This window comes from Mycobacterium sp. E2327 (genome assembly GCF_001672675.1).
Classification (GTDB): Bacteria; Actinomycetota; Actinomycetes; order Mycobacteriales; family Mycobacteriaceae; genus Mycobacterium.
Genome location: NZ_LZKE01000142.1, coordinates 37,807 through 54,786, shown reverse-complemented (window position 1 = coordinate 54,786; position 16,980 = coordinate 37,807). Strand labels below are relative to the sequence as shown.

Genomic DNA, 16,980 nt, shown 5'->3' with positions numbered 1-16,980 from the left:
GCATCAAGCGGTCGCGAGGAAGTCGAGCAGCAACTCGTTGACGGCGGCGGGCCGTTCGATTTGCGGACAGTGGCCGGCCTTTTCCACGACCACCGATCGGGCACCGTCGATCTGTTTCGCGATCTGCGCGGCCCAGCCGGGCGGGAGGAGCTTGTCGTCCCCGCCTTCGATGACGAGCGTCGGCACGGCGATGCGCTCGTAGGCGCGCGCGCTCGACGGGGTCGCGGACGGCGCGGCGTCGGGGCGCCGAAATCGGGCCGCCGCCACCGCCTCCCACGCGCCCGGCGCAGTGCTCGACTCGTAACGGCGCCGCACGTACTCCTCGTCCGCCGGGTACCCGGGATCGTGGAACAGCGCCTCGACGATGCGGCGCATCGCCGGCAGCGTCGCGTCGTACTGCTGCAGCGCGTCGAAATGCCGGTTCTGCTTGATCTCGCCTCCCCCGCAGATGATCACCAGGCTGCGGATTGGCAGCAGCGGCGTGTCCGAGGTGGCGTCGGTGAGCAGGTTGATGGCGCCCATCGAGTTGCCGACGAAATGCGCGGAGCCGATGCCAAGCTCCTCGCAGAACCGCGCCACGTGCCGAATCCGCATCCGACGCCCCTCGACGAAGTCGATGACCTTCGCCGACTGCCCGAACCCCAACTGGTCCGGTGCCAGGACTCGGTACTGCGCGGCCAGGGCGGCAATGTTGCGCTCCCAGCCGAGTTCCGCGCTGGCGCCGAATTCGCCGCCGTGCAGCAGCACCACCGGGTCGCCGTCGCCCGCCTCCAGGTAGCTGGTGTGCAGGCCGTCGACCAGCAGGGTCTTCCGATGAATCTGCAAGCGCCCGCCTTCTCTACTTGATCGCGATCGGGTTCACCGGGGAACCCACGGCGCCAACGACTCTCAGGGGCGGCGCGACGAGCTGAAATTCGTACACGCCGTCGGCCGCGCAGTCGTCCGCCAGCGCGGTGAGGTCCCAGTACTCGCCGAACATCATCCCCATGTCACGCAGGCAAAGCAGATGCAAGGGGAAGGTGATCCCCTCCACGCCGGATACCAGGTCCTCCACCTGGAGGTTGTCGGCCGCGACGGCCGCGATCTCGTGATCGTGCAGCCACGTAGCGCACCGCCAGTCCAATCCGGAGTAGCCCTCCAGCTTGTTGCCGGTCTCCAGAAACCTTGCCCACCAACCCGTTCGAATCAACAGGATGTCGCCCCGGCCGACCGTCACACCCTGCGCGCGGACCACCTCGTCCAGCTCCTCTGGCGTGATCGGGTTTCCGGCCTCCAGGAAGACCTCCGCACCGCGATGGCGCACCAGGTCCAGCAGCACACCGCGCGACGTGATGCCCTTGCCGTCGACCTTGTCGATGCCACAGTGGAATGCCCCCATGCTGGTCACCGAATCCGCCGGGAAGCCGTTGTAGAGCTGGCCGTCGTAGTAGACGTGCGACAGCGCATCCCACTGGCTGGCGGCCTGCAACGGCATGATGATCATGTCGTCGTTGAAGCGGAACGGATTGTCGGCCGTCATATAGCCGCTCAGTTGCTTGGCCAGCGGGTTGCGCGCCCAATCGGGCCCGTATTTCGTGAGCGTGTGCACGTCCCCGCCGTCCACCGTCATGACATGCACGGGATTGTGCCGAAACTCGAAGGCGCCCTGCGGCCCCGAGGCGCCGAAGTCTACGCCGAGCGGAAAGACCTTGCCGTGCCGAACCAGCCCTGCGGCTTGCGCGACCTTGTCGGCGGTGATGAAGTTCAGCGTGCCCAGCTCGTCGTCGGCTCCCCACCGCCCCCAGTTGCAGACGTCCCGAGCGACTTGCCGGAAGTCGGTTACGTTGGCCACGGCGCTCCTCTCTCGAGCTCGCGGGCGATCGCCGTGCCCACGTTTCCGCCGTCGACCCACAACACCTGACCGGTAATGTAGCTGGCCGCTCGGCTGTTGAGAAACACTAAAACCGCAGCCTGCTCGGCCGGCTCCGAAACGCGGCCCAGCGGCTTGGGGATGTCGTCGAGGAAGCCCTGTCCGTACGCCGTGCGCAGCTGGTCGAGGATCGGGGTTTCGGTGACGCCAGGTCCGGTGCAGTTGATGCGGATGCCCCGTGCGCCAAGGGGTGCGGCTTTTCGCATGGTGTAAAGGATGATCGCCTCTTTGGACAATTGGTAGCCGCCGCCGGCCAACGCATCGGGATGCGCATGACACCAGTCGATTCCTTCGGCCATCGTCTCGGTGTTCAGCAGCGGCGCCACCGCTCCCAGGTGCTCGCGATACGCGGCCGCGGCCAGTGACGACACGCTGACGATCGACGAGCCCGGGGGCATCTTTTCGATCAGCGCCTCGGTGAGCTGCCGCAGTCCGAGGAAGTTGATGGTGACGACCAGCGGGGGGTCACCGATCCCGGACGAGACACCGGCCACGTTGAACAGCGCGTCGACGGGGCCCTCGACGGACGCCACCGCCCGGTCGATAGAGACCGGATCGGCAAGGTCAACCTCGTGAAAAGCGTTGAGCTCGAGGGCCGGGCGGCGCTTGTCCAGCCCGACGACGTCGGCCCCGAGTTCACTGAGCTGCCGCACCACGTGCTCGCCGATGCCCGAGGCACATCCGGTCACCACGGCACGGCGGCCGTCGTAACGCCACAGATCGTCGATCTGTCCCACGGCTCAATCCGATTCCGGCGTCACTTGCCCTTCTCTTGCTCCTTGGCGCGTCGCGCGGCCTGGACGCGGCCCTCGTTGATCTCCGCCATGGCCTCGGGGATCTCGCTGGCGGTGAACTTGTCCCGGCCGGTGGGCAGGCCGCCGAACGCGTACGTTTCGTCGAACAGCGGTGCCGTCGACTTCGGCCGCCGCGCCTCCACCTTCTCGATGACGGGCTCGAGCCGTTTGGCCTTGTCGGCCACCGCCTTTGCGTCGCGCTCGATGAACTCGGGCAGCACCTCTTTGCCCATCAGCTCGATGGATTCCATGGTGCCCTCGTGGCTGCGCGGGTTGAGCAGCAGGATGATCTCGTCCACGCCGCTCTGCTCGTAACCGCGCAGGAATTCGCGCACGGTGTCCGGGGAGCCGATCGCGCCGCGTCCGGGGCCGTAGGCCAGCGTCGGGTCCTTCTCGACCTCTTCGAGGTACCGTTTCCACACCCCGGTCCGGCCGGGGACGTGCATCCCGGTCAGGTAGTAGTGCATGATCCCGAACGAGAAGAATCCACCGCCCTGCCCCAGTCGCTGCAGGGCCTCCTCTTCCGTCTTGGCGACCATCATCGACAGGTCGCCACCGATGGCCAGGATGTTCGGGTTGATCTGTGGCGTGATGGGCACGCCGCTCTCCTCGAATTCCTTGTAGTAGCCGTTGACCCGGTCGGTCAGCGGCCCGGGACCCGTGTACGCGAAGCTCAGCGCGCCGATGCACTTTTGGGCGGCCATCTGTACGCTCGCCGGCCGCGTGCAGGCCACCCAGACCGGCGGATGCGGCTTTTGCAGCGGCTTGGGAATGACGTTGCGGGGCGGCATCTGGATTTGCTCGCCCTTGAAACCGGTGAACGGCTCCTCGATCATGCATCGGATCGAAACCTCGAGGGCCTCCTCCCACTGGGCGCGCTTGTCGGCGGGGTCGACATCGAATCCGCCGAGTTCGCCGACGGAGGAACCCTCCCCGGTGCCGAACTCGACGCGCCCGTTGGAGAGCAGGTCGAGGGTCGCGATGCGTTCGGCCACCCGCGCGGGGTGATTGACCGCGGGCAGCAGGTGCATGATCCCGAACCCGAGCCGGATGTTCTTGGTCCGCTGGCTGGCCGCGGCCAGGAAGATCTCCGGCGCGGTGGAATGGCAGTACTCCTCGAGGAAGTGATGCTCGGTGAGCCAGACCGTCGAGAACCCCGCCTTGTCGGCGGCCTCCACCTCGTCCAGGCAGTCCTGCAACAGGACGTGTTCGTCGTCCGGCGCCCACGGACGCGGAAGGGCGAACTCGTAGAACAGCGAAATTTTCATTGATTACCTCCCATATGAGTTAAGGGGTCTGTTTGCCAGGCTGGGCCGCAAGGTGTTTGGCGGCAACGTAGCCGAACGTCATGGCCGGGCCGATGGTCGCCCCGGCACCGGCATAGCTGCGGCCCATGACCGGGGCGGACGTGTTGCCCACCGCGTAGAGCCCCCGCACCACGGTGCCGTCGGGCCGCAGCACGCGGGCATGTTCGTCGACGCGCAGGCCACCCGACGTACCCAGGTCGCCCAGGACGATTCGGAATGCGTAGTACGGCGGCTTGCCCAACGGATACAGGTTCGGGTTGGGCAAGGTCGGATCGCCGTAGTAGTTGTCGTAGACGCTGTCGCCGCGGTTGAAATCGTCGTCGTGGCCCTTGCGCGCGAGTTCGTTGAAGCGGCTTGCGGTTTCGGAAAGTTGACGTGCCGGTACTCCTATCTTGGCGGCCATTTCGTCCCAAGTCATGGCCGCTTTGACCACGCCCGATTCCAGCCAGGCGGCGGGAACCTTACGGCCGGTGGGTACCGGCGCGCCGGGGATCCTCGGGATCGGGAGATGGCCGCCGATGACATAGCGATTCCACGACCGGTGATCGGTGATGAGCCAGCACGGGATGTGGGTCACCCCCGACCTCTGGCCGTCGATCATGGCGTGGCCGAAGTCCATGTAGGGCGCCGCCTCGTTGATGAAGCGTTTCCCGTCGCCGTTGACGATGAACTGCGCCGGCATCATCCGCTCGTTGAGCACGAATTGCATTCGGCCGTCCGGCCATTGGATCGCCGGGAACCACCACGCCTCGTCCAGTAGTTCGGTTGCGGCGCCCACCTTCTCGCCCGCGCGGATGCCGTCGCCCATGGCGGCGGGGTTGCCGAAGCTCCAATCCTGCTCGATGACCGGCAGCTGTTCCTTGCGCCAGGCGAGGTCGTGGTCGAAGCCGCCCGAGGCCAGGATCACCCCCCGCCGCGCGCCGACCCGCTGGGTGGCGCCGTCGCGCTCCACGACGACTCCGGTCACCGCGCCGCCCGCGTCGGTGAGCAATTCGACCATCGGCGAGTCCAGCCACAGCGGGACACCGCGTTCCCGCATGGCCAGCCTGAGCCGGGCGGCCAACGACTGGCCGATCGCCGCCATCCGTTCACCGAACACTCTGGCCCGGACCATCCGCGCAATCAGCTTCAACAGCACGCCCTTGCCGGCCCAGGACTGCCTGATCCGGTAGAAGGTCCGAAGCTCCTTGGGACCCAGCCAGATTCCCCTCGGGGCGAGCGCCAACGGCGCCAGCAGCTTTTGCTCGTCGGGGCCCAGCTTGCGCAGGTCGATGGGGGGCACATTAATCGTGCTGCCAAGCTCGGAGCCGCCGGGCAGTTCGGGGTAGTAATCGGCATACCCCGGCTTCCAGACGAACTCGAGCCAGCCCGAAAGGTTCTCGAGGAACTCGAGCATCCGCGGCGCCGAGTCGACGTACTGGCGTATCCGTGCCTCACCGACCAGACCATCGGTGATTTGCCGGAGGTACTCGACGACTCCTTCGGGCGGCGGGGCGTAGCCCTCCCTGCGCTGGGCCGGTGCTCCGGGAACCCAGATGCCCCCGCCCGAAAGGGCGGTGGAGCCGCCGAAGTGGGAGGACTTCTCCACCACCAGGGCGTCCAGCCCCGACGCGTGCGCGGTCAGCGCCGCGGTCATGCCGCCGCCGCCGGAGCCGACGACGAGCACGTCGACGATGTGGTCGAAGACGTCCGGGGCGCCGGGCAACGACGAAGTCATTGCGTCACTGCCGTCCGGATGGCGAAACCGGCGATCAGTTCGGGAGCCGGTTTGTAGTACTGCAGCGTCGTCCGGTACGCCCCGACGGCCTCCAGGGCCGCAAACGCCGCCACCCACGTCCTGATCTCCTGGGCGGAGCTGCCGCCCTCGTGGGCGATAAGCGAGTTCGACCATTGATCGAGTTCGGAAAGCCTTCCGCTGTCGATGATCTCGAGGAATCGATGGTCCCACGCCGGGTTGAGCGGTTGGAGAGTACTCTCGCCGGACGCGAAAGTCTTGGCCGCGTCGATCACGGCGAGCTGCCGGGCCTGCCGCTGCTCCGGCGTCATCGGCCGGCCATGCACGATCCGCTCGCGCACCGGGGCGGCCGCGGTCGCCAGCGTCGGTACCGGCGGGCTGTGGGAGAGTCCCCCGGACCCCAACAGCAGGACCCGCTTGTCCAAGGTGGCCAGGTAGTTCCCCACCGCGGTGCCCAGCGCCCGGCACCGGTGCAGCGGCCCCAGCGGCGCGGCGACCGCGTTGAGGAAGATCGGGATCACCGGGCGCGCAGTGGCGTCGCCGAAAAGCTTTTCCAGCGGCTGCACGGTGCCATGATCGACGTCCATGCTGGCCGACACGGCCACGTCGACCCCGGCGCCCAGAACAGCTTTGGCGCATTCGTTGGCAAGGTCGTCCGGGACGTCCAGCGGCCCGGCGTAGGTGCCGTAGTCCCCGACGCCGTTGGCGCTGGTGCCAATGCAGAACGGCGGCATCACCTTGTAGAAGAACCCGTTGTAGTGGTCCGGGGAGAACGTCACGACGAGATCCGGCCGGTAGTCCGCCACGAAGTCTCGTGCCTTCGCGATCGCGCCTTCGATGTCGTCAAGCAGGTCCCGCGACGGCCCCGGAAGATTCAGCAGTGGGCTGTGCGACATACAGCACAGAGCCAGTGTCACTTGGCAAATCACCCCCTCCCGGCTTGAGTGCGAGCGCGTCGAAAAGGCGGGCGCTCAGCTCGGGCGCGCGCTGCGCGATGCACGCGCCGGCGATGCACCGGTCGGGCCGCAGGAATAACACCGATTCCTGATGGCTGTCGAACCACGCCTTCAGCCCGCCGTTGCGGTCCCCGACGATCACGACGTCAGGGTCGTCATGCCCATCCCAGTGCAGCTGGGTCAGCGGGCGTACCGCAAAGAACTTCGCACCCAAGGCTTTCCAACTCTCGAACGCCTCGTCCCCGAGGATCTTGCGCGGGTTGTTGTTCCAGCACACCACGGCCAACCAGTTGCCCAGCACGTCGTCCAGCAGCACATCCTGCTTGGTACGGGTGTCGACCCGGGGCTGGATGAACAGCGTGCCGACCGGCGAGTCGGCCCGGCCGGGCTGCGTGTGCACGACGGCTCCCTGGTCGTAACGCGGCATCGGCTTGAACCGCATCTCCAGCACATACCGCTTGAGCGAAGGCACAATTGACGCCGAGCGCACCAGGACATCGCGCAGACCGGCCACCCGGCGGTTGGTCGGGGAGATCGCGCGGCCGACCATTGTGGACAGGTCGATCATCGCCCGCGCATGCTTGCGGCGCTCGATGTCGTAGGTATCCAGCAGCGCGTCGTCGGCCAGGCCGCGCACCACCGCGGCGAGCTTCCAGCCCAGGTTGAACGCGTCGCGAATCCCGCTGTTGTAGCCCTGCCCCTGCCACACCGGCATCAGGTGCGCGGCGTCCCCGGCCAACAGCAGCCGGCCCGAACGGAACGCGCCGGCGATCCGCGAGTGATGGGTATAGACGCGGCGCCGGATCACGTCGACCTGGTCGGGGTGTGGCACCATCCGCGACAGCATCTGCCGCAGAAACGCCGGATCCTCGGCCTGCTCGTCGGACTCGTCGCCGTGAATCATGAACTCGAAGCGGCGAATTCCGTGCGCGATCGAGATGGAGGCGTAGGGGCGTTCGGGGTCGGCTCCCACCTCACTGTTCGGGTGGCCGAGCGGATCGTTGGCGACGTCGACCACCAGCCATCGCGTCGAGGAGGTCGTCCCGTCGAACGACACGCCCATCATGCGCCGGGTCATGCTGCGGCCGCCGTCGCAGCCGACGACGTAGCGGGCCCGCGTCGTGGATGCGCCGCCGTCGCCGCCTAGCTCGACGGTGACCGCGTCGCCGGCCTGCCGGCAGGCCGTCATGGGGCGCTCCCACCGCACCTCGACGTGGGGGAACCTGTCCAGACCGCGCAGCAATTCGGCGTCGACGAGCGGCTGGACGAACCCGTTGCGCTTCGGCCAGCCGAACCGCGCATCGGGCGGGGCCATTTCGGCGAGCACGCGACGCTTGGCGTCGACGAAGCGAAGGATCTGGTTCGGGACGGTGTGCGGCAGGATGCGGTCGACCAGGCCGATCGACTGGAAGGTGCGCAGCCCCTCGTCGTCCAGCCCGACTCCGCGTGGATAGTCTATGAGCGTGTCCCGTTCGTCGACCACCAGCGTGCGGACGCCTTGCAGGCCAAGGATGTTGGCGAGCGTCAGGCCCACCGGGCCGGCACCGACGACGAGGACCTCGACGTCGACTCCCGGTGCGTCCCGCTCCACAGCGACCATTACCGACCCAGCAGAAAGTCGAGATGTATGCGGTTGAAGGTCTTGGCGTCCTCGTACTGCGGCCAGTGACCGCAGCCGGGCATCAGCTCGAAGCGCGCGTTGGGAATCATCGACGCGATGCGCCGGCCCTCGGTCACGTCGGCGGTCGGGTCATCACTGGTCCACAGCACCAGCGTCGGCGCGGTGATCGAGCCGTATTCGTCCGGGGAGATGATGTTGCGGGCCCGGATCTCAGGGTCCTGCAGCGCCATGATGTCGCGCATGGCGTCGACGAATCCCGGTTGGCGGTATACCCGTTGGCGGCTGGCGACCAGGTCGTCGTAGTCCTTGGACTTGTCGGCCATCAGCCATTTGATCCGCGCCTGCACCGTTTCCCAGGTCGGGTTCTCGGCGGCCGCCATCGACAGCGTGATGATCCGCTGCATCACCACCGGATCGGCCTGTGAGCCGCCGGCGGTGTTGAGGACCAGTCGGTCGACCGCGCCGGGATGGTCGATGGCGGCGCGCGCCGCCACCCAGCCGCCGAGGGATTCACCGCTCAGGCTGGCGCGGTCGACCCCGATGGCGCGCAGCACCTCCAGCAAGTGGTCGACGTAGTGGCCGACCTCCAGCGGGTGACCCGGTTTGTCGGTGTAGCCGTGGCCCAGCATGTCGATCGACCACGTCCAGAAATGCTCGGCGTGCGCGGCCAGGTTCCGAACGTATGCCTCCGCGTGGCCACCAGATCCGTGCAGGAACACCAGCACCGGCTTGCCCGAATCCCCGGCGCGCAGGTAGCGAGTGCGCACTCCCCCGGCATGGACGTAGCCCTGCGAAAACGCGACACCCTGGAGATCGCTCCATATGCTCTCGAATTCCGCCACGGTTCCTCTCACGCCTGCTGGTAGTGGGAAATTTCGTTCTCGTCTTCGGCCATGCTGTGTGCTAATATCGCACACTGATGTGCGTTATCTATAGAGCTTCGCGCTCCCGCGAGAGTCTGTCAAGGTCATGACGGGCTCCCAGACGCTGGCCAGGGGGCTCATGGCGCTGCAGATGGTCGCCGATTCCCCTAATGGGCTCACCATGCAGCAACTGGCCGACCAGCTCGGGGTGCATCGCACCATCGCCTATCGACTGCTCGGCACGCTCACCGACTTTCGGTTGGTGGCCAAGGGAGAAGACGGGCGTTACCGGCCCGCGGCCGGGCTGGCGGTGCTCGGCGCGTCGTTCGATCGCAACGTAAGACAGGTCAGCCTGCCGATCCTGCGCGCACTGGCGGACGACCTGAGCACCACCGTGTCGCTGCTCATCGCCGAGGGTGATCAGCAGGTGGCGGTCGCGGTGATCGTGCCCAGTCATGTCGCCTATCAACTGTCCTTCCACGAGGGCAGTCGATATCCCTTGGACCGCGGCGCCGCGGGAATCGCCTTGCTCGCGAACATGCCGCCGCGCCCGGACGAGCGAGACCTGGTGGCGAAAACTCGCGAGTGCGGCTGGGTGATCACCTACGGCGAGATCGAACCGAACACCTACGGTTTGGCCGTACCGGTCAACCGCCCGGCGCCGTCCCCGCCGACCTGTATCAACCTCATCTCGCACCGTGAGGACGTCGTGATGCGCGGCAAGGACGCGGTCATCACCGCCGCAAAGCAGTTGTCGGAGCTGTTGAGCTAGCCACTGAGCTGAAGGGATAACCGTCCATGTCCTGGGACCGTGAAGTCGATGTCGTCGTACTCGGCAGCGGAGGCGCCGGCCTCACCGGCGCGCTGACGGCAGCGGTCGCCGGTGCGTCGGTGGAGGTCTTCGAGAAGGCCGCCACCGTCGGCGGCACCACCGCCGTGTCCGGCGGCGTGGTGTGGATTCCCGCCCATAACCGTTCTCCCGAAGGGGAATTGACGGTCGCGGATGCGTTGCGATACCTGCGCGCGCAGGCTCTCGGCGCGATGGACGATGCGTTGGTCGAGACGTTCGTGCGGACCGGTCCGGCGATGCTGGACTTCGTCGAGGCCAACAGCAAGCTGCGCTTCGAGATTGCCACCGGATTCCCCGACTACCGGCCCGAGTTGCCCGGGGGGCGGCCGGGCGGCGGACGATCGCACATTCCGGCTCCATTCGACCTGAATCGATTGGGCGAGTGGGGAAACCGGATCACCGCGTTCCCGATCGATTTTTCCAATGTGGGTTTTGATGCCGAGACGCTGGCGCGCTTGCACGCGTCGCGCTTGGACGCGGCGGCCGACGCACAACCCGGCAAGCTGTGCGTCGCCGGTGCCGCCCTGATCGCCGGTCTCCTCAACGGCGTGCTGGAGGCCGGCGCGACGGTCCACGTCGGGGCCCGCGCCGAGCAGCTCATCGCCGATGCCGGGGAGATCACCGGAGTTCAGATCGCCTTGGAGGGACAGACCATCCGGGTGCGTGCGCGCCGCGGCGTCATCCTGGGAACCGGCGGCTTCGAGTGGGATTCCGTTCTCACCCAAGCATTTCTGCGCGGTCCCATGCACGGCGCCGTCTCCCCGCCATACAACACCGGGGACGGGCTTCGGATGGCGATGTCTCAGGGGGCGGATCTCGCCAACATGGGCGAAGCCTGGTGGGTACCGATCGTCCAGATCCCGGGCGACACCATCGAAGGAAAGCCGCGAAGCCGCAGCGTCCGGCTGGAACGCACCCGACCGCGGAGCATCATCGTCAACTCGGCCGGGCGTCGGTTCGTCAACGAAGCATCCGACTACAACTCGATGGCCGGCGCATTTCAATACCTCGACCCGCGCGGCGGGTATGTCAACGATCGCGGATGGATGGTGTTCGACTCGGTCCACCTGCAGCGGTATGGCTTCCTGGGTGTCGAACCGGGGCAGGCGGTACCGGACTGGTTCTGCGAATCCGCGGACCTGGCCGAGCTGGCCGCCAGGGCCGGCATCGACGCCGACGGCCTCGCCCGCACCGTCGAGAACTGGAACCGGAATGTGGCCGCCGGCGCCGACCCCGACTTCGGCCGCGGCTCCAGCGCGTACGACGGCTACTGGGGAGACGACACCGCCACCACGCTCGCCGGCAAGACCCTCGGGCCGATCGACACCGCACCGTACTACGCCGTGCCGGTGTCCATCGGCGCCATGGGGACCAAGGGCGGCCCGCGCACCGACGCCGACGCCCGCGTCCTGCACGTCGGCGGCGACCCGATACCGGGCCTGTTCGCCGCGGGCAACGCCATGGGCGGCGTGACCGGGCGGGCCTATGGCGGTGCGGGTGGAACCATCGGCCCGGCAATGGTTTTCGGGTACCGAGCGGGTCATGCGGCCGCAACCGGGAAATCCGTCGACCTTCAGTAACGGGTCTGCTACCGCAGCGGTAGCCGCACCCGGACATGGGTACCCACGGATGAGTCGAGGAAGACGAACGTCCCGCCTGCGGCCTCCACCCGGGCCCGATGCGACGCCAGACCGATGTGCCCCTGCGCCAGGCGGCGTGCCACGGCCTCGTTGCTGAGCCCCACCCCGTTATCCTCCACCCGCAGAACACATGTGCCGTCGGTGATCCGGATGGTGACCGACGCGTGGCTCGCCCGCGAATGTTGCACCACATTGGAAAGCAATTCGCGCACCGCGCCGAACACCATCGGGTCGATGTCGTTGCGGATCGGATAGTCGATGTCGGTGGAGACGTCGATACCGGAACGCTGAGCGGTGTCCGAGGCCAACTGCCGCACCGCCGCCGCCAAGCCGACCTGCTCGAGAACGGCGGGATGCAGTTGATAGGTCGCCTGCCGCAGTCGCTGCGAGGCATCCTGCAGGCCGGTCAACGCGCGCCCGACGCGCGCGTCGCCCGGGAAGGCCGCATCCAACTCGACGATCTCTTGGCGCACGGCCAGGATGTCCTGCAGCGGCCCGTCGTGAATGGATCCCGCGATCCGGCGGTGCAGCAGGTCCGAGGCCGTCATCGTTTGGGCCAGCAGCTCCTCGCGCAACGCGCTCAGACCGGCCACCGAGCGCGTGTGCCGCTCTTCGATGCGCACCACCACGAACGCCGTGGCGCAGAGGAGTCCAAACAACACGAACCGGAAAGCCGCCTGAGCCCACCCGATGTCGTGCACCATCTCCGGGTCCTCGAGGACCGCGAGGGCGAACCCACCCATGGAAAAGGCGAGCACCACCCCGGCGCGGCGCGACGACACGTCGAGACCCACCAGAATTGGCAGCATGGTCATGATCAGCAACGGATAAATCCCGTTGGTGGAGAGCAATTGAAAGACCGTCAACGTCACGACGTCGATGACCGTGAACGCAAACGGCTCAAACCGTCCTATCTCGGCCCCGCGGCGGAAGGGGGCAAACGCCAACACCAGAGCGCACAGCGCGGCCGCCGCATACAGGAAGATCAGGGCCTTTTGCTGAGCCCATTCGAAGCGGTAGGTGCCGATGAGCATGGCGAAGACCATGAGCCCCACCACACCGATCCGAAGCACCGATGCGAACCGATACGAACGCAGCTGGTGGGCCCTGCGCACCCGATCCAGTTCGACGTCGCGAGTCACCGCCACCAAAAGACCGTACGACCGGAGCCTTATGCGAGCTACTCATTCGCGCGAACGGTTTAAACTCATCGCCATGGTCGGCGCTGCGACGGCCGAGAAAGTGCGTGTGGTCGTGGGCGACGACCACCCGCTCTTTCGCGAGGGTGTAGTTCGTGCGCTCTCGTCGAGCGGTTCGGTAAGCGTCGTGGGCGAGGCGGACGACGGCGCCACTGCGCTGGAATTGATCAAGGCGCACCGCCCCGACGTCGCATTGCTGGACTACAAGATGCCCGGCATGGACGGCGCCCAGGTGGCGGCGGCGGTGCGCAGCAACGACTTGCCGACCCGCGTATTGCTGATTTCCGCCCACGACGAGCCGGCGATCGTGTACCAGGCGCTGCAGCAGGGCGCCTCCGGATTCGTGCTGAAGGACTCCACCCGCACCGAAATCGTCCGAGCCGTGTTGGATTGCGCCAAGGGACGCGATGTGGTGGCACCCTCGCTCGTCGGCGGCCTGGCCGGCGAGATCCGCCAGCGCGCGACCGCGACAGGACCGGTCCTCAGCGCGCGTGAACGCGAGGTGCTCGGTCGGATCGCTCGTGGCCAAAGCATCCCCGCGATCGCGAGCGAGTTGTACGTGGCGCCGTCGACGGTCAAAACCCATGTGCAGCGTCTCTACGAGAAGCTCGGGGTCAACGACCGAGCCGCTGCCGTCGCCGAGGCGATGCGGCAGGGGCTGCTCGACTAGCCATGTCGCTCCTGTGGGACCAGCACACCTGCCTGCCTTTACAGACCGACGCCGATGTCGAGCCGCTGACGCGATACCGGCGCGGCGGCGGCGCCTTCCTATCGGTCAACGCGGGGTATGCGCCGCACACCTTCGATGACGCGATGGCGTTGCTGCGGCACTACCGCGCCGCGGTCGATGCCCATCCGGACCTGGAGCTGGCGGCCAATCTTGCTGAGGTCGAAGCGATCAGCCGCGCCGGTCGGATCGCCGTCGCGTTCGACCTGGAGGATTCCGCTCCCCTCGATGGTCAGCTCGCCAACCTGGCGACGTTGATGGATCTCGGTGTGCGAACGCTGCTGCCGACCTACAACCACGCCAACCGCGCCGGCAGCGGCTGCCTGGACGCCACGGATGGCGGCCTGACCGCGTGGGGCCGTTCACTCGTCGCCGAGATGAACACCGTCGGCGTCGTTCCGGACGGATCCCACTGCAGTGCCCGCACCGGCCTGGACATGTGCGAGGTATCCAGCGGCCCGGTCATTTACAGCCACTCCTGCATGCGCGCGATCTGGGATCACCCGCGCAACATCACCGACGACCAGGCCCGGGCCTGCGCTTCCACCGGCGGCGTCATCGGGATCACCGGCGTCGGCATTTTCCTGGGCCCCAACACCCCCACGCTCGAGGCGATGACGCGACACCTCGAGTATGCGGTCGAACTCGTCGGCATCGACCATGTCGGCGTCAGCACCGACTTCTCTTTCGATTTCGCCGATTTCGTCGACGAGGTCGTGCGCAATCCGCACTTGTTCGACGACAGCTACACCCGCTGGGGGCCGATCCGGTGGATGCCGCCGGAAGTCTTCCTTGAGCTCGGCGACCACCTTCGTGGGCGCGGATGGCGCATCCCCGACATCGACGCCGTCCTTGGCGGGAACTTCTATCGCGTTGCCCAGCAGGTTTGGCGCGCGGCGTGATTAAGTCCTCGGACCCCTAGCCGAACGCGCTGGTGATGGTCGCCATGTCGAAGTAGTCGCGCCACGCGACGATCCGGTCGTCCTGCACCTCGAACACACCCATCACCGGCAACGGGAACGTCCCGCCGTCCTTGCGGCGCATCACGTCGGTTCGTTCGTTCATCACCAGGGTGCCGTCGCTGACCTGCCGATGGACGTTGAAGTCGATGCCGTCGAACGCGGCGAGGAAGCCCGCGATGAATTCCTTTATCGCCTCGCGGCCCCGCACCGGATCCATCGGGATGTTGTGGTAGACGGCGTCTTCGGTGAAGTAGCCCGCCAACTCGTCCGGATCGGGGGATGCCCAGCGCTTGCAGAATTCGGTTACCAGCTCATCGGCGGAACGTGTCATGTTTTCATGCAACACACCGCAATGCGGTAAGGCAAGGGGTGTGTTGGTCAATCCTCTTGTTCTGCCGGGGAAGAAAGCAGCTTCTCGGCCGCCGTGTACGGATCGTCGCGGCCGTCGACCACCGCCTCGGCGAGCCGGTCGAGGCCCGGCTGCGTCCGCAACCGCGTTTGCGCCATCGACAGGATCTGCGCTCGGGCCCGCGCCAACCGGCGCTGCCGACTGTCGGTTCGGTGATGGTCTTCGATGGCGGAAACCAGATCGGCGACGCCCTCGCCGCGGGCGGCGATGAGGCTGACGATCGGGGCTTTGGTCTCGGCGCGCAGGTCCCGCACGGTCTGTTCGGCGCCCTCCCGGTCGGCCTTGTTCACCGCGACGATGTCGGCGACCTCGAGCACACCCGCCTTGGCCGCCTGCACCGCGTCCCCCGCGCCCGGATTGAGGATGACGACGGTCGGGTCGGCCACGGCGGCGATTTCGATCTCCGACTGGCCCACTCCCACCGTCTCCAACAGCACCACGTCATACCCGATGGCGCCGAGCAGTCGGATGGCCGCGGGAACCGCGGCGGCCAGCCCCCCGATGTGACCGCGGGTCGCCACCGAACGGATCAGGACGTCGGAGTCGTTGATATGCGCGGTCATTCGGATCCGGTCGCCCAGCAGCGCCCCGCCGCTGAACGGCGACGACGGGTCCACGGCCAGCACGGCCACCCGGCTCCCGCGTTCGCGGTAGGCGCCGACCAGCGCACCGACCGTCGTCGACTTGCCCGCGCCCGGCGGCCCGGTGATGCCGATGACGCGGACGTCCACGGCCGTTGCCGGCCCGATGCTCGCCAGCACCTCGTCCCGCTGGTCGCCTTCGACGAGGCTGAGCAGCCGACCCGTCGCGCGCGGAGATCCGTTGCGCGCTCCCGCAATCAGGTCGGCGATCGTCATGTGCGCATTATGGCGCAGCGACCTCGATGACCGTCGCAGAACCCATTCCGCCGCCCGCGCACATCGCCGCGACCGCTATTCCGCCACCGCGGCGGCGCAATTCGTGCACCAGTGTGACCAGCATCCGGGCCCCGGTCGCCGCAACCGGGTGTCCCAGCGAGCAGCCGCTACCGTTGACGTTGACCTTCTCGGGGTCCAGGTCGAGCAGCTTGATGGTGGCCACGCACATCGCCGCGAACGCCTCGTTGATTTCGAACAGGTCCACATCCGAGATCGAAAGCCCGGCCCGTGCAAGCGCTTTCGGTATGGCGTCGACGGGTGCCAAACCGGTGATGGCCGGATCGACGCCGACGGACGCCCAGGACCGCACGGTGGCCAGCGCGGGCAGGCCGAGGGCGTCGCTCGCGATGGTCAGCACGGCCGCACCATCGTTGGCGCCGCAGGCGTTGCCGGCGGTGATCGAGAAGCCCTCGATCTCCGGATGCAGCGGCTTGAGCGCGGCCAGTTTCTCCATGGTGGTGTCGCGGCGCGGGTGCTCGTCGACCGAGAACAGCCCGTGTGGCGTCTCGATCGGGACGACCTCTTCCTTGAAGCGCCCCTCGTCGATCGCGGCGATGGCATTGCGGTGCGACCGCAGCGCCCACGCGTCCATCTCCTCGCGACTCACGCCCGCCTTGACCGCGGCGTTCCAGCCGACGGTGATCGACATGTCCATGTTCGGTGCGTCGGGCCGGTCCGGGTGGGTCGGCGGGAACCAGTCGACCCATTCCCCGTCGACCTGCATCCGCGACCGCGGGGAGGTCGACGCCGAGTTCACGCCGCCGGCGACGACGAGCTGATCCATCCCGGCCCGCACGGTTGCCGCCGCGCTTTGCACCGCCGCCTGGCCGGCCGCGCAGTGCCGGTTGTTGGCAAGGCCCGGCACGTGCGGCAGGCCCGCCGTGATGGCGGCATGGCGGGCGACGACTCCGCCGCCGTAGAGGCCCTCGCCCAGGATCACGTCGTCGACCCGCGCGGTGTCGACATCCCGGGCCGCCTCGCTGACCACGTGGTGGGCGAGATCGAACGCGCTGGTATCGCGCAGCGTCCCCTTGCGGGCGGTGCCGATGGGGGTGCGCAGGGCGGACACGATGACGGCTTCGGGCACGGGT

At 67.5% G+C, this 16,980-nt stretch carries 15 protein-coding genes and 1 pseudogene; 4 read left to right on the top strand and 12 right to left on the bottom strand.

Annotation, left to right across the window (positions count from 1 at the left end; genetic code table 11):
• Nucleotides 1-3 precede the first annotated feature (3 nt).
• From A5712_RS17235 to A5712_RS17200, 8 genes and pseudogenes are all read right to left on the bottom strand, one after another.
• A complete protein-coding gene (locus A5712_RS17235) occupies nt 4-825 on the bottom strand; it encodes an alpha/beta fold hydrolase (RefSeq protein ID WP_068107414.1) in 822 nt (273 codons plus the stop codon).
• A 13-nt stretch (nt 826-838) separates the two neighbouring features.
• Nucleotides 839-1,831, bottom strand: coding sequence for a cyclase family protein (locus tag A5712_RS17230; protein WP_068107412.1), 993 nt, complete (start codon nt 1,829-1,831; stop codon nt 839-841).
• Nucleotides 1,819-2,646 carry a coniferyl-alcohol dehydrogenase gene (locus A5712_RS17225; RefSeq protein ID WP_068107410.1) on the bottom strand — a complete coding sequence of 276 codons (828 nt, stop codon included), beginning with the start codon at nt 2,644-2,646 and terminating at the stop codon, nt 1,819-1,821. Before A5712_RS17225 ends, A5712_RS17230 begins: the two co-directional genes overlap by 13 nt.
• 20 nt (nt 2,647-2,666) lie before the next feature.
• Entirely contained in the window at nt 2,667-3,971 is a 1,305-nt protein-coding gene (locus A5712_RS17220; RefSeq protein WP_068107408.1) for an LLM class flavin-dependent oxidoreductase, read from the bottom strand.
• Nucleotides 3,972-3,974: 3 nt separating this feature from the next.
• Nucleotides 3,975-5,727, bottom strand: a pseudogene (locus tag A5712_RS17215) (FAD-binding protein).
• Nucleotides 5,724-6,641 carry a 3-carboxyethylcatechol 2,3-dioxygenase gene (locus A5712_RS17210; protein WP_068107404.1) on the bottom strand — a complete coding sequence of 306 codons (918 nt, stop codon included), beginning with the start codon at nt 6,639-6,641 and terminating at the stop codon, nt 5,724-5,726. Before A5712_RS17210 ends, A5712_RS17215 begins: the two are co-directional and overlap by 4 nt.
• Entirely contained in the window at nt 6,589-8,301 is a 1,713-nt protein-coding gene (locus tag A5712_RS17205) for a bifunctional 3-(3-hydroxy-phenyl)propionate/3-hydroxycinnamic acid hydroxylase (RefSeq protein ID WP_068107402.1), read from the bottom strand. The genes A5712_RS17210 and A5712_RS17205 overlap by 53 nt, the downstream gene beginning before the upstream one ends.
• The gene (locus A5712_RS17200; RefSeq protein WP_068107399.1) at nt 8,301-9,164 is read right to left on the bottom strand and encodes an alpha/beta fold hydrolase; all 864 of its coding nucleotides are present in this window, start codon (nt 9,162-9,164) and stop codon (nt 8,301-8,303) included. Before A5712_RS17200 ends, A5712_RS17205 begins: the two co-directional genes overlap by 1 nt.
• 127 nt (nt 9,165-9,291) lie before the next feature.
• On the opposite strand from A5712_RS17200, the gene A5712_RS17195 reads away from it, so the two are divergent.
• Nucleotides 9,292-9,957: an IclR family transcriptional regulator gene (locus A5712_RS17195; RefSeq protein ID WP_068107397.1), complete on the top strand. Its 666-nt coding sequence runs from the start codon at nt 9,292-9,294 to the stop codon at nt 9,955-9,957.
• 26 nt (nt 9,958-9,983) lie between these two features.
• Nucleotides 9,984-11,615 carry an FAD-dependent oxidoreductase gene (locus A5712_RS17190; protein ID WP_068107395.1) on the top strand — a complete coding sequence of 544 codons (1,632 nt, stop codon included), beginning with the start codon at nt 9,984-9,986 and terminating at the stop codon, nt 11,613-11,615.
• 8 nt (nt 11,616-11,623) lie between these two features.
• Here the strand turns inward: A5712_RS17190 and A5712_RS17185 are convergent, their stop codons facing one another.
• A complete protein-coding gene (locus A5712_RS17185; RefSeq protein WP_068107476.1) occupies nt 11,624-12,823 on the bottom strand; it encodes a sensor histidine kinase in 1,200 nt (399 codons plus the stop codon).
• A 67-nt stretch (nt 12,824-12,890) separates the two neighbouring features.
• Between A5712_RS17185 and A5712_RS17180 the strand changes: the two genes are divergently transcribed.
• Nucleotides 12,891-13,544 (top strand): response regulator transcription factor, encoded by a 654-nt coding sequence (locus A5712_RS17180; RefSeq protein WP_068107394.1) that lies wholly within the window; start codon nt 12,891-12,893, stop codon nt 13,542-13,544.
• Between the two features lie 2 nt (nt 13,545-13,546).
• The gene (locus tag A5712_RS17175) at nt 13,547-14,503 is read left to right on the top strand and encodes a dipeptidase (protein WP_068107392.1); all 957 of its coding nucleotides are present in this window, start codon (nt 13,547-13,549) and stop codon (nt 14,501-14,503) included.
• 16 nt (nt 14,504-14,519) lie between these two features.
• Here the strand turns inward: A5712_RS17175 and A5712_RS17170 are convergent, their stop codons facing one another.
• The 3 genes from A5712_RS17170 to A5712_RS17160 are packed head-to-tail and all read right to left on the bottom strand — an operon-like array spanning nt 14,520 to nt 16,976.
• Nucleotides 14,520-14,894, bottom strand: coding sequence for a limonene-1,2-epoxide hydrolase family protein (locus tag A5712_RS17170; protein ID WP_068107474.1), 375 nt, complete (start codon nt 14,892-14,894; stop codon nt 14,520-14,522).
• 47 nt (nt 14,895-14,941) lie between these two features.
• Nucleotides 14,942-15,829 carry a methylmalonyl Co-A mutase-associated GTPase MeaB gene (gene meaB / locus A5712_RS17165; protein WP_068107390.1) on the bottom strand — a complete coding sequence of 296 codons (888 nt, stop codon included), beginning with the start codon at nt 15,827-15,829 and terminating at the stop codon, nt 14,942-14,944.
• 7 nt (nt 15,830-15,836) lie between these two features.
• The gene (locus A5712_RS17160; protein WP_068107473.1) at nt 15,837-16,976 is read right to left on the bottom strand and encodes a thiolase family protein; all 1,140 of its coding nucleotides are present in this window, start codon (nt 16,974-16,976) and stop codon (nt 15,837-15,839) included.
• Between the last annotated feature and the right edge of the window lie 4 nt (nt 16,977-16,980).